Below are 12,180 nucleotides of genomic sequence, written 5' to 3' on the forward strand. Positions count from 1 at the left end.
TCCCGAAAGCCAGCCATGATAGACTATGTCCTGAAATCTGATTTTTGTCCCGTAATAAGGCGAGTATATCTATGAAAGTAGGCATCATTGGTGCGATGGAAGAAGAAGTGACGCTGCTGCGTGACAAAATCGACCACCGGCAGACCCTGAAACTGGCTGGCTGTGAAATTTACACCGGCACCCTCAACGGCACAGACGTGGCCCTGCTGAAATCCGGCATTGGCAAAGTGTCCGCCGCCATGGGCGCTACCCTGCTGCTGGAGCACACCAAACCGGATGTTATCATCAATACCGGCTCCGCTGGCGGCCTGGATGCGTCACTGCACGTTGGCGATATCGTGGTCTCTGACGAAGTGCGCTACCACGACGCAGACGTCACTGCCTTCGGCTATGAGCCCGGCCAGATGGCGGGCTGCCCGGCGGCCTTTATTGCCGATCCGGCGCTGATCAGCGCCGCACAGGCCTGTATCAGCCAGCTGAACCTGCACGCGGTACGCGGCCTGGTGATCAGCGGGGATGCGTTTATCAACGGTTCAGAAGCGCTGGCCAGGATCCGCCGTACCTTCCCGCAGGCGATTGCCGTTGAAATGGAAGCGACCGCCATCGCCCATGTCTGCCATAACTTCGGTACGCCGTTTGTGGTGGTTCGCGCCATTTCAGACGTGGCGGATCAGGAATCCCACCAGAGTTTTGACGAGTTTCTTGCCGTTGCGGCAAAGCAGTCCACGCTGATTGTGGAAGCTATGGTGCAGAAACTGGCCCGTGGTTAAGGGTTATTTACAGCGCGCGCTCTGCGCGCTGCTGTTTTTTTCCGGTTGCCTGTGGTCTGCGCCACGGGTGATCAGTTTATCCCCCGGGAATACGGAGCTGGCCTTCGCGGCCGGGATCACCCCGGTTGCCGTCAGCGCCTGGTCAGACTATCCCCCAAAAGCCCGCCACATTGAACAGGTCGCCTCCTGGCAGGGGGTCAATATTGAGCGCATCCTGGCGCTGAAGCCGGATGTGGTTCTGGCCTGGCGGGGGGGAAATCCCCAGCGCGCCATTGAGCAGTTGCAGTCCCTTGGCCTGAAAGTGGTGTGGATAGACGCCCGCAATATTGACGATATTGTCGCCGCACTGCGCCTGATGGGGCAATGGAGCCCCACCCCTGATCAGGCCCGCCGGGCAGCGGATACATTAGCCCGGCAGTGGCAGGCACTCCGGGCCCGCTATGGTCAGCGCAGCACCCCCAAACGGGTGTTTATGCAGTTCGGTGAAACCCCGATGTTCACCTCCGGTGCCGGTTCGCTGCAAAACGATATTCTGGCCGTGTGCGGCGGTAAAAATATCTTTGCCGACAGCAAAGTCCCCTGGCCCCAGGTCAGCCGTGAACAGGTGCTGATACGCAAGCCAGAGCTTATCCTGACCACCGGTGGCCCGCAAAAAATCCAGGTGATATCTCAATTCTGGGGAAATCAGCTCTCCGTACCGGTAATTAGCATCAATGACGACTGGTTCGAACGGGCAGGTCCACGTATTATCCTCGCCGCAAAACAGATATGCGCCGCGCTTGCGCAGTGAGATTCGGGGATTTTCGTCATGCTGGTATATTGGCTGGATATTGTTGGCACTGCCGTATTTGCTATTTCAGGTGTTCTGCTGGCCGGTAAGCTGCGTATGGATCCATTCGGTGTTCTGGTGCTCGGCGTGGTCACCGCGGTGGGCGGCGGCACCATTCGCGATATGGCCCTCGATAACGGCCCGGTCTTCTGGGTCAAAGATCCCACTGATTTAGTGGTCGCCATGATAACCAGCATGCTGACCATTTTACTGGTGCGCCAGCCCCGCCGCCTGCCCAAATGGGTGCTGCCGGTGCTGGATGCGGTCGGTCTGGCGGTGTTTGTCGGGATCGGGGTAAATAAAGCCTTTCTGGCCGGCACCGGCCCACTGGTAGCGGTGTGCATGGGGGTACTGACCGGGGTTGGCGGCGGGATAATCCGCGACGTGCTCGCCCGGGAAGTGCCGATGATCCTGCGCACCGAGATCTACGCCACCGCCTGTATTATCGGCGGTATTGTGCACGCCACCGCCTGGGATACGTTTAAAGTGCCTCTGGAGCAATCCTGCATGCTGGGTATGCTGGTGACCCTCGGGATCCGCCTGGCGGCAATTCGCTGGCGCCTGAAGCTCCCCACCTTCGCGCTGGATGACCGCCAGTAACCCAGCCATAAAAAAAGCCGCCTGTGAACAGAGCGGCTTTTTTTTCGTGATAAACAATCAGATACTGAATGAAGAACCACAACCACAGGTGCTGGTGGCGTTCGGGTTGTTCACCACAAAGCGGGAGCCTTCCAGCCCTTCGGTATAGTCAACGGTGCCCCCCACCAGATACTGGAGGCTCATCGGATCCACCACCAGGCCGACCCCTTGCTTCTCAATGGTCATATCGCCTTCATTGATTTTATCATCGAAGGTGAACCCGTACTGGAAGCCACTGCAACCGCCGCCGGTGATATAGACGCGCAGTTTCAGATTCGGGTTGTCCTCATCAGCAATCAGGCTTTTTACTTTACTGGCCGCGGCGTCGGTAAACTCCAGGGGCAGCGCTACGTCATCACTCATTGTTTGCTCCAGACTTGTCTCAGTATCGGGCAAAGATTGCCCCGATGTTTACGGGCATTATCTAATACCCTGGTAAATCGTTCAAGTATTCTGCCCCGGTGCGGTGGACGGGGTGGCCGCAGACGGGGTCTCATTTTGTGACTGTTGCGCCTGCTGTTTTGCCAGGGTGCGGGCCAGAATGGCCGAGTAGAGCGGCTTCCCGCCGAGGAACTGCGCCAGCAACGTCGCCCCCAGGCAGGTAATGATCATCGGCAAAATCAGCTGGTAGTTATCGGTCATTTCCAGCACCAGTATAATCCCGGTGAGCGGTGCGCGCACCGATGCGGCAAACAGCGCCCCCATACCGGCGATGGCAAATGTCCCCACGTTCAGACCATACCCCGGGAACCAGAGCGCGCACAACATCCCAAACGCGGTGCCCAGCAAAGTGCCCAGCGCCAGCATAGGGGCGAAAATCCCCCCGGGGGCCCCGGAGGCAAAGCACAGCAGCGTGGTAATGATCCGGGCGATAAAAATAAACATCAGCAGCCCGACACTGTAATTGCCCGCCGCCGCAATCGGGATCAGGTTAAAACCGCCCCCGGCAGCAGCAGGCTCCACCAGCGCCAGCACACCGCATATGCCGCCTATCACCCCGCCGACCAGCACCCACTTTTTAAGCACCCCACCGTGAATGCGCTGAAACATATCCTGGGTGCGGAAAATCAGGCGATTAAACAGCGGGCCCACCACCCCAAATACCATACCGAGGATCAGGTACAGCCACAGGGTGTTGATGGGGGCATCCCCCAGTTTACCTACCTCAATCACCGCCTGGCCGCCATTAAAGTAGCGGAACACCACACAGGCGGTGATCACCCCGGTAAAGACGGCCTTGATGGAGATCAGGTTGTAGCGAAACTGCGGGCGCATCTCTTCGAGGATAAACAAAATCCCCGCCAGCGGTGCGTTAAAGGCCGATGTCAGGCCCGCCGCCGCCCCGGTAGCCAGCAGGGTGTGGCGCGCCTCTGCCCGGCGCACCCGGAAAATGTCGAGGATCATACGCCCCACATTGCCCCCTAACTGGACCGTGGGCCCCTCACGTCCGAGCACCATACCGGCCCCGAGTGTGCCCATACCGCCAATAAATTTCACCGGGATCACGCGCCACCAGCGCACCGGGCGCAGCTCTTCAAGGGCGCCTTCAATTTCCGGGATCCCGGAGCCGCCCGCCTCCGGGGCAAAGCGCCGGACCAGGAAATAGCCCAGCATCGCCAGCAGGGCCGATAAAATAAACGCCAGTGGCCAGAGCAGCACGCCGTAATCGACCACCCCGGCCAGGATATCCATGCGCAGGTATTGTACCCAGCTGACGGCTTTCTCAAACATCACGCCGACCAGACCAGCAACGGCGCCCACCAGCGCGGCGAGCAGTAAAATCGCCAGCGGTGTTTTATCCCGGTGCAGGATCTGGCGGATAGCCGCGCCATGCCGCATGCGAACAATCTGGCGCTGTTCAAATGAGGAGTTATCAGGATTCATCGCAAATAATCATTTATAGGTAATACAAATAGACCGGGCCATTCTACCCGGACACTCCGGCGGCGTCGCGGCCAAATTCCTGGTAAACAATCTAGCACCCGGGGGTAACGTCTTGCGTAACAATCTCGTAGAATGCCCGAATACGTTTGTTAACCAGTCTGGAGCCGATGAATGAGTAAGTCAGAAAATCTGTACGCACAAGCCCGCGAGCTGATCCCCGGTGGTGTTAACTCCCCGGTGCGCGCGTTTACCGGTGTTGGCGGCACGCCACTGTTTATCGAGCGTGCGGACGGTGCTTACCTCTACGACGCCGACGGTAAAGCCTATATTGATTATGTGGGCTCCTGGGGGCCGATGGTGCTGGGGCACAATAACCCGACCATCCGCAGTGCGGTCATTGAAGCGGCCGAACGCGGCCTGAGCTTTGGCGCTCCGACCGAAATGGAAGTGAATATGGCCCGGCTGGTCACGGATCTGGTGCCGTCCATGGATATGGTGCGGATGGTAAACTCCGGCACCGAAGCCACCATGAGCGCCATCCGCCTGGCCCGTGGTTTTACCGGCCGGGATAAAATTATCAAATTCGAGGGCTGCTACCACGGCCACGCAGACTGCCTGCTGGTCAAAGCGGGCTCCGGTGCCCTGACCCTCGGCCAGCCCAACTCCCCGGGGGTTCCGGCTGATTTCGCCCGCCACACCCTGACCTGCACCTATAACGATCTGGGCTCAGTCCGCCAGGCGTTTGAACAGTACCCGGAGGATATCGCCTGCATTATTGTTGAGCCGGTGGCCGGGAATATGAACTGCGTGCCGCCGCTGCCGGAGTTCCTGCCGGGCCTGCGCGCACTCTGTGATGAGTTCGGCGCTCTGCTGATTATTGACGAAGTCATGACCGGTTTTCGCGTGGCGCTGGGCGGCGCCCAGTCATACTATGACGTGCTGCCGGATCTGACCTGCCTTGGCAAAATCATCGGCGGCGGGATGCCGGTGGGTGCCTTTGGTGGCCGCCGCGATGTAATGGAAGCCCTGGCCCCGACCGGGCCGGTCTACCAGGCCGGGACCCTGTCCGGCAACCCGATAGCCATGGCCGCCGGTTACGCCTGCCTGACCCAGGTTGCCGAGCCGGGCGTGCACGAAACGCTGGATGAGCTGACCACCCAACTGGCTAACGGCCTGCTGGATGCCGCCCGCCAGGCGGGTATTCCGCTGGTGGTCAACCATGTTGGCGGGATGTTCGGGATCTTCTTCACCACGGCCGACAGTGTCACCTGCTACCAGGACGTGATGGCGTGCGACACGGCGCGCTTTAAGCAGTTCTTCCACATGATGCTCGACGAAGGTATCTACCTTGCGCCGTCGGCCTTTGAGGCGGGCTTTATGTCCGTGGCCCACAGCGAGGAGGATATCAACACCACCATTGCGGCCGCCCGCCGGGTGTTCGCTAAGCTGTAACCGCCAGAGCGCTCCGCCCGGAGCGCTCTTCGCTACTGGCCCTGTCGGCGCAGCAGCACAATAAAGTACGGCGCCCCCAGAAAGCTCGCCAGCAGCCCGGCGGGGATCTGCGCCGGGAACAGCACCATACGCCCGCACCAGTCCGCCACCACCATCAGCGCTCCGCCTATCAGGGCCGCCATCACCAGCTGCGGCAGTGCCCGGCGGAACCCCAGCATGCGCGTAATATGCGGCGCCATCAGCCCCACAAAGCTCAGCGGCCCGACAGTCAGCGTGGCCAGCGCCGTCAGCACGGCGGCCAGGCAAAGCAGCAGCATACGGGAAGGGGTTAACGCCAGCCCCACCGAGCGGGCCGTAGCGCCCCCCAGCGGCAGCAGTGTCAGCCAGCGGCGAAACAGCGGCGTCACACTCAGCAGCAGCCCCATCATGACCAGCGTCAGCACCGCCTGGTGCGGTGTCACGTTGTAGGTGGAGCCGGAAATCCAGGTCAGAACCCCCGCCATGCGCGGATCGCCGCTGGCCAGCAGCATCATCAGTAGCATGGTAAAGGCCGTGCTGATGGCCATCCCCGCCAGCAGCATCCGCTGGGGGGAAAAGCCGCTGCGACCGGCAGCCATCAGAATAATCAGCAGCGTCCCGGCAGCCCCCAGGCTCCCGGCGGGCAGCAGCCAGCCCATGGCGTTACCCGGTACAAGAAACAGCATAACCACAATACCGAACGCCGCCCCGGAGCTGATCCCCACCACCTCCGGGCTGGCCATCGGGTTGCCGGTCAGGCGCTGGATAATGCACCCGGCCACCGCCAGCAGCATCCCGGCGCTCAGGGCTGCCGCCACACGCGGCCAGCGCCAGTACAGCAGCGACTCCAGAAGATCGCCCCGGGCCCAGCGCCAGCCCTGCGCGTCCCGGCCAAACAGCAGTGCCACCAGCACAATAACCAGCAGCACCCCGGCCCCCAGTAACGCATAGCGCAGCAGGTGCTGGCGCTCGGCGCGAAATGGCCGGGCGCTGTCTACCACCGGCGCGCTCATGGCACGCAGGCGCGGTAACAGCCAGAGTAACAGCGGCGCACCGGCCAGGGCGGTTACCGCGCCGGTGGCAATTTCGCGCCAGGCGGTTGTCAGCCAGACCACCACCTGATCAGAGGCCCAGAGGATCAGCGCCCCCAGCAGCGACGACAACAACAGGCGCGCCAGCAGGCGACGCGCCCCGAGCATTTTCGCCAGCAACGGCGCAAACAGGCCAATAAACCCGATAACCCCCACCGCACTGACCAGCACCGCGCTGATAAATATCGCCAGCCCGAGGGCCGCCAGGCGCGCCAGCGACAGGGCAAGGCCAAGATTACGGGCGACCCCGTCATCCAGCCCCATTAGCGTCAGGGGGCGCAACAACGCCAGCACCAGCACCACCCCGGCCAGGAGCCGGGGCCAGAGATTCTGCACCTGCTGCCAGTCGTTCTGGTTCAGGCTGCCGGTGCTCCACAAAAACATCCCCTGCAGGCGTTCATGGTGAAACAGCGCCAGCAGCTGGTTAATCGCCCCGCAGTACATGCTCAGCACCAGCCCGGCCAGGATCAGCGTTACCGGTGACAGCCGTTTCCCCCAGGCCACCCCGAACACCAGCAGCCCCACCAGTAGCGAACCGGCAAGGGCGGCAAACTGCTGGGTAAACACCCCGCCGGGCAGCGCCCACAGGGTTGCGACCGTGAGCCCCAGCTGTGCGCCAGAGGCCACCCCGAGTGTTGTAGGCTCAGCCAGCGGGTTACGCAGCACCTGCTGGAACAGTACCCCGACCATGCCCAGCCCGGCCCCGACCAGCAGTGAAACCGTTAGGCGCGGCAGCGCACTGTAGTAAAACAGCATCTGCCGGATATTATCGCTGTCCGGCCCGCGCCAGGCGCTCAGCCACTGTTCAGCGGGCAGGAGCTGGCACAGATTCATCACCGTCAGCCACAGGGCAAACAGACCAAGCCCCCCGGGCAGCAGCACCGGTAATATACGCTGAGCACGCATCAGGCCCGTCCTCCGGCTATTTTGTCGATCAGGCGAATAAAGTGCATGGCAGAGAGCGTTGCGCCATAGAACCAGACCGGCGGCGCACGCCAGAAGCGCCGCTGGCGGACAAAAGGCAGCGCCTGCCAGAGCGGTGTTGCCATCACCTGGCGGGTGATGGTGTCGTTATCGTGATCAAAGCAGATAACATCGGCGTTGCGGATCTCTGCCAGCCGTTCGATCCCCACCACGGAACTGCCCCAGAAATTCACCTCTCCCTGCCAGGCATTCTCGATCCCCAGCAGATCCATCACCTGCTGGAACAGGCTGTGCTGCCCGATAACCAGCGCGTGGCGCGGATCAAGCAGTGACATCAGTAATACCGGGCGCTGGCGCCCGGCAAAACGCGGAGCCATCTGCCGGATAAACCCGTCAAAATCCGCCAGGTGTGCACGGGCGCGGTCCTCCAGCCCCAGGCGGGCGCCAAGGGCGGTGATCGAGGCCCGGGCAGCATTGAGCGGGTTCCTGCCGTCCGAAAAGGTCACGCCGAAACCCGGCGCGATACGGGCAATTTTTTCCGGGGCCGGGCCAAAGCCCGACGAGTAGACCATCAGCGAGGGTTTTAGCTGCGCCAGCAGTTCAAGGTTCGGCTCAGTACGCAGTCCAAGATCCACCACGCTCTGCGGCAGGGCAGGCTGCCCGACCCAGGAGCGGTAGCCGCTAGTATCAGCCACCGCAAGCGGTGTGACCCCCAGCGCTATCAGCAGCTCAACCGGCAGCCACTCCAGGGCCACGACCCGCTGCGAGTCGACCGGAGCTGCATGCAGTGATGCGCTGCGCCACAACAGCGGAGAGAGTGCCATCAGGGTCAGCAGACGGCGGCGGCTCAGGGCCGCAGAAACAGGCTGGTTCATCAGTAAACAAAACTCACAGGTGCCGCACCGGCAGGGTGCGCCAGGATCCCCATCGGGATCCCGTAAATATCCTCCAGCACCTGGCTGGTCATTATCTGTGCCGGGGTTCCCCGGGCTATCATCTCCCCGCCACGCAGCGCCACCAGGTAGTCGCAGTAGCGGGCCGCCATATTGATATCGTGCAGTACGGCAATCACCGTGAGCCCGCGCTGCTGGCTCAGGCGCTGGATCAGCGCCAGCACATCTACCTGGTGGGCAATATCCAGTGCGGAGGTGGGTTCATCCAGCAGCAGGCACTGGCTGCGCTGGGCCACCAGCATGGCAATCCAGGCGCGCTGACGCTCGCCGCCAGACAGGCTGTCGACCAGGCGCGAGGCGTACGGTTTCAGCCCCACCAGCCCAATGGCCTCCTCCACATATTCCCGGTCTGCCGCACCAAAGCGCCCCAGCGCCCCGTGCCAGGGGTAGCGGCCAATGGCCACCAGCTCACGCACCGTCATCCCCTCGGCCGGGGGCAGATGCTGCGGCAGATAGGCCACCTGGCGGGCAAAGGCTTTGCTGCTCCAGCTCGCCAGGGGCTGGTTATTCAGCAACACCTCGCCTGCGCTGGGTTTCTGGTGGCGCCCGAGCATTTTCAGCAGGGTGGATTTGCCGGAGCCGTTATGGCCAATCAGCCCGGTGACCTTCCCCGCCGGAAACGTCAGCGACAGGGGATGAAGCAGCGTGCGACCGGGAACCTGAAACGTAACCCCGGAGAGCCGGAATGTGGTGCCTGATGGCGTCGTGTTGTCCTGCATAGTTGTCAGTATGTCCGGGTACGGATCCGGTTGTAGTGGAGAATGATAAGAGAAACGAGAACGATTATTATCAGCGCGGGAATAGTATGCGACTTCGCAGGCGGTTAGCAAGCAATTGGCTGGCCGGGCCGGTTAACGGGGCAAGAAAGCAGCAATCGGGTTTTGGTGGCGGGCAAAAAAATACCCCCAGCAGTGTGGGGGTATTTAGCGGACAGCGGCGGACTATCAGTTACCGCCAAACATATCCTTGATCCAGCCCGGCACGTTACTGTCGTCTTTCTTCTCCGGCGCAGGCTGAGAAGGCTGCTGCGGCTGAGTTTGCGGCTGCGACTCAGACTGGTCAAACGGATTGCCGGACGGCGCTTCTGGTGCCGCCTGGTGATGCACACAGAGCGCATCCGGGTTGCTGGTCCATACCGGCAGGGTGCGGTAACCACCGCTGCACTGCAGGTAACCGGCCCCGTCAACACCCATATCCACAATGTCTTCCGGCGGCGTCAGATCCAGCGGAACCGGTGCCTGGTTCGCCAGATAGCGCTGATAGATAGACATTGCGCCACTGGATCCATACAGGCGGGTCGGCTGGTTGTTATCACGACCGACCCAGGTTATCACCACTTCGCGGCCATCAATCCCGGCAAACCAGGTATCCACCTGGTTGTTGGTGGTCCCGGTTTTCCCGGCCAGGTGCAGGCTCGGGTATTTCGCCCCCAGCGCACGGCCGGTCCCCCGCTGAATAACCTGCTGCATGGTGTACAGCGTCAGGTAGGCGGCCTGGGCCGGTACGGCCCGCTCCGCCTGCGGATAGCTCTGGTACAGGGCGGTGCCGTCTTCAGAAATCACCGAACGCAGCACCGAAAGATTGGCCCGGTTACCGCCGCTGGCAATGGTCTGGAACGCCTGAGCCACTTCAACCGGTGTCAGGTTCAGCGCCCCCAGCAGCATGGCCGGAACCCCGTTGAGCTGTGCTTTCGGCACACCCAGTTTTTGCCAGGTATCGACCACCGCAGGCAGCCCCAGCGCCATCCCGAGGTTAACCGTGGGCACGTTCATGGAGCGGGTCAGCGCATCGACCAGCATCACCTGGCCGCTGAAACGGCGATCGTCGTTCTGCGGGGACCAGGTCTGCCCGTTGATCAGGCGCAGCGTGATCGGCGCATCGGCGATCCAGGTATTGAGCCGGTACTGGTTCGGCTGGCTAAGGGCGGTCAGATAGGTGGCCGGTTTTGCCAGAGAACCAATCGAGCGGCGGGCCTGCATGGCGCGGTTATACCCGGCAAACTGCGGGTTAGCGCCGCCAACCATCGCCCGGACTTCCCCGGTGTTGCGATCCACCACCACCATCGCAGTTTCCAGATCCTTCAGGCGACGCTGTTTGATAAGCGCCGGAATACCTTCCGTTGCCGCTTTTTCAGCCGCATCCTGTGAAACCGGATCGAAGGTGGTGAAGATTTTCACCCCGGACAGATCCTTAACCTTGTCGCCCAGCTTCTCCTGTAGCTCCTGGCGCACCATCTGCATAAAGGCAGGCTGCGGCGAAATCACCCCGCCGCGCGGCTGCACCCCTAGCGGACGGGCGCTGAGCATGTCATACAGCGGCTGGTCAATCACGCGCTGCTCCTGGAGCAGGCGCAGCACCAGGTTGCGGCGCTCAAGTGCCAGTTTAGGGTTGCGCCACGGGTTATACAGGGACGCCCCCTTCACCATGCCCACCAGCAGGGCCTGCTGGTCAAGGCTCAGCTCTTCTACCGGGCGGCCAAAATAGTAGAGGCTCGCCAGCGGGAAGCCGCGAATCTGATCATCACCGCTCTGACCGAGGTAAACCTCGTTCATATACAGCTCAAGGATCCGGTCTTTACCGTAGCGGGCATCCATAATGATCGCCATATAGGCTTCATTCGCTTTACGCCACAGGGTACGTTTGTTGGTCAGGAACAGGTTCTTAACCAGCTGCTGGGTCAGGGTACTCCCCCCCTGCACCGCACGCCCGGCGGTCAGGTTTGCCACCACCGCACGGCCAATCGAATAGACGCTAATCCCGTCGTGCTCGTAGAAGTGGCGGTCCTCGGTGGCAATCAGCGTATCCACCAGCAGATCCGGGAAGCCGGAGCGCGGCACAAACAGACGCTGCTCACCGTTCGGGGAAGAGAGCATGGTGATAAGCCGCGGATCCAGACGCAGATAACCGAACTCACGCCCGGTAGCCACGTTTTTAATCGAGGCAAGCCGCTCGCCGTCAAAGGTCAGCAGCGCATGAACCTGGCCTTCTTTACTGTCCGGGAAGTCAAACGGGCGGCGCAGCAATTCAATGCTGTTGCCTTTGGTTGAGAACTCACCCGGACGGGTAATTTTGCTGACCTGGCGATACTGGGTTGCCTCCAGCAGGCGCACCATCTCGTTTTTATTGGTCGCGATATCCGGCTCAAGGCTGACCATGCGGCCATACACGGCCGCCGGCAATTGCCAGACTTTCCCGTCAATACGGCTGCGGATCTTCTGATCCAGATAGACGCCATACGCGGCAACCAGCACCACCCCGATAATAAACAGCTTCACCAGGAACCAGAGCAGGCGGCGTTTTCTGCGCGGCGGGCGGCCGTTTTTGCCGCGCTTTCCGGTCATTTTTTTACGCGACACTGGCTGCTCGTCATAATCGTCGTCATAGTCGTCCTCATCATCTTGATAATCATCGTCATAATCTTCCTCCCTGAGACGACGACGGCTCACCTTCTCTTTACCCGGACGCGTCGGTTTTCCTTTGCGCCCGATAGGCTCGCGGTCATTCCCCGCCATACTTCATCTCCACCAATTCCAGGCTAACTGCCTGATTCTGCTGTTTATCACCCAAATACAAAAGAAGAAATCTCTCAAATAGCAATACGGCAATCATCCCGGATGCCG

General features: G+C 61.3%; 10 protein-coding genes. 4 read left to right on the forward strand and 6 right to left on the reverse strand.

The window, feature by feature from the left end; genetic code table 11:
• Window positions 1-71: 71 nt before the first annotated feature.
• The 3 genes from mtnN to EBL_RS15505 are packed head-to-tail and all read left to right on the forward strand — an operon-like array spanning window position 72 to window position 2,199.
• Complete coding sequence (mtnN, locus tag EBL_RS15495) at window positions 72-770, forward strand: 5'-methylthioadenosine/S-adenosylhomocysteine nucleosidase (protein ID WP_002463970.1); 699 nt, start codon at window positions 72-74, stop codon at window positions 768-770.
• Complete coding sequence (btuF, locus tag EBL_RS15500) at window positions 763-1,560, forward strand: vitamin B12 ABC transporter substrate-binding protein BtuF (RefSeq protein WP_002463971.1); 798 nt, start codon at window positions 763-765, stop codon at window positions 1,558-1,560. The genes mtnN and btuF overlap by 8 nt, the downstream gene beginning before the upstream one ends.
• Before the next feature lie 18 nt (window positions 1,561-1,578).
• Window positions 1,579-2,199, forward strand: a complete 621-nt coding sequence (locus EBL_RS15505) for a TRIC cation channel family protein (protein ID WP_002463973.1) — start codon at window positions 1,579-1,581, stop codon at window positions 2,197-2,199.
• Window positions 2,200-2,256: 57 nt separating this feature from the next.
• Here EBL_RS15505 and erpA read toward each other — a convergent pair whose 3' ends face one another.
• Window positions 2,257-2,601, reverse strand: coding sequence for an iron-sulfur cluster insertion protein ErpA (erpA, locus tag EBL_RS15510; RefSeq protein WP_002463975.1), 345 nt, complete (start codon window positions 2,599-2,601; stop codon window positions 2,257-2,259).
• Between the two features lie 81 nt (window positions 2,602-2,682).
• Window positions 2,683-4,122, reverse strand: a complete 1,440-nt coding sequence (gene clcA / locus EBL_RS15515) for a H(+)/Cl(-) exchange transporter ClcA (protein ID WP_002463976.1) — start codon at window positions 4,120-4,122, stop codon at window positions 2,683-2,685.
• Between the two features lie 171 nt (window positions 4,123-4,293).
• Here clcA and hemL point away from each other — a divergent pair, with 171 nt between their 5' ends.
• Window positions 4,294-5,574, forward strand: a complete 1,281-nt coding sequence (gene hemL, locus EBL_RS15520; RefSeq protein WP_002463977.1) for a glutamate-1-semialdehyde 2,1-aminomutase — start codon at window positions 4,294-4,296, stop codon at window positions 5,572-5,574.
• A gap of 32 nt (window positions 5,575-5,606) precedes the next feature.
• Here hemL and fhuB read toward each other — a convergent pair whose 3' ends face one another.
• The 4 genes from fhuB to mrcB all read right to left on the reverse strand — a co-directional run bounded on the left by fhuB (window position 5,607) and on the right by mrcB (window position 12,072).
• Window positions 5,607-7,589 (reverse strand): Fe(3+)-hydroxamate ABC transporter permease FhuB, encoded by a 1,983-nt coding sequence (gene fhuB / locus EBL_RS15525; RefSeq protein ID WP_002463978.1) that lies wholly within the window; start codon window positions 7,587-7,589, stop codon window positions 5,607-5,609.
• Window positions 7,589-8,482 carry a Fe(3+)-hydroxamate ABC transporter substrate-binding protein FhuD gene (gene fhuD / locus EBL_RS15530; RefSeq protein WP_002463979.1) on the reverse strand — a complete coding sequence of 298 codons (894 nt, stop codon included), beginning with the start codon at window positions 8,480-8,482 and terminating at the stop codon, window positions 7,589-7,591. Before fhuD ends, fhuB begins: the two co-directional genes overlap by 1 nt.
• Window positions 8,482-9,279, reverse strand: a complete 798-nt coding sequence (fhuC, locus tag EBL_RS15535) for a Fe3+-hydroxamate ABC transporter ATP-binding protein FhuC (protein ID WP_002463980.1) — start codon at window positions 9,277-9,279, stop codon at window positions 8,482-8,484. Before fhuC ends, fhuD begins: the two co-directional genes overlap by 1 nt.
• A 225-nt stretch (window positions 9,280-9,504) precedes the next feature.
• Window positions 9,505-12,072, reverse strand: coding sequence for a bifunctional glycosyl transferase/transpeptidase (gene mrcB, locus EBL_RS15540; RefSeq protein ID WP_002463981.1), 2,568 nt, complete (start codon window positions 12,070-12,072; stop codon window positions 9,505-9,507).
• Window positions 12,073-12,180: the final 108 nt, after the last annotated feature.

Source organism: Shimwellia blattae DSM 4481 = NBRC 105725 (assembly GCF_000262305.1).
Lineage (GTDB): Bacteria > Pseudomonadota > Gammaproteobacteria > Enterobacterales > Enterobacteriaceae > Shimwellia > Shimwellia blattae.

Excerpts from the sequence above, each read along its gene's own strand:
- fhuB (WP_002463978.1), bottom strand. The coding sequence starts at position 7,589 with ATGCGTGCTCAGCGTATATTACCGGTGCTGCTGCCCGGGGGGCTTGGT.
- EBL_RS15505 (WP_002463973.1), top strand. The coding sequence starts at position 1,579 with ATGCTGGTATATTGGCTGGATATTGTTGGCACTGCCGTATTTGCTATT.
- fhuD (WP_002463979.1), bottom strand. The coding sequence starts at position 8,482 with ATGAACCAGCCTGTTTCTGCGGCCCTGAGCCGCCGCCGTCTGCTGACC.
- fhuC (WP_002463980.1), bottom strand. The coding sequence starts at position 9,279 with ATGCAGGACAACACGACGCCATCAGGCACCACATTCCGGCTCTCCGGG.
- erpA (WP_002463975.1), bottom strand. The coding sequence starts at position 2,601 with ATGAGTGATGACGTAGCGCTGCCCCTGGAGTTTACCGACGCCGCGGCC.
- hemL (WP_002463977.1), top strand. The coding sequence starts at position 4,294 with ATGAGTAAGTCAGAAAATCTGTACGCACAAGCCCGCGAGCTGATCCCC.
- mrcB (WP_002463981.1), bottom strand. The coding sequence starts at position 12,072 with ATGGCGGGGAATGACCGCGAGCCTATCGGGCGCAAAGGAAAACCGACG.
- mtnN (WP_002463970.1), top strand. The coding sequence starts at position 72 with ATGAAAGTAGGCATCATTGGTGCGATGGAAGAAGAAGTGACGCTGCTG.
- clcA (WP_002463976.1), bottom strand. The coding sequence starts at position 4,122 with ATGAATCCTGATAACTCCTCATTTGAACAGCGCCAGATTGTTCGCATG.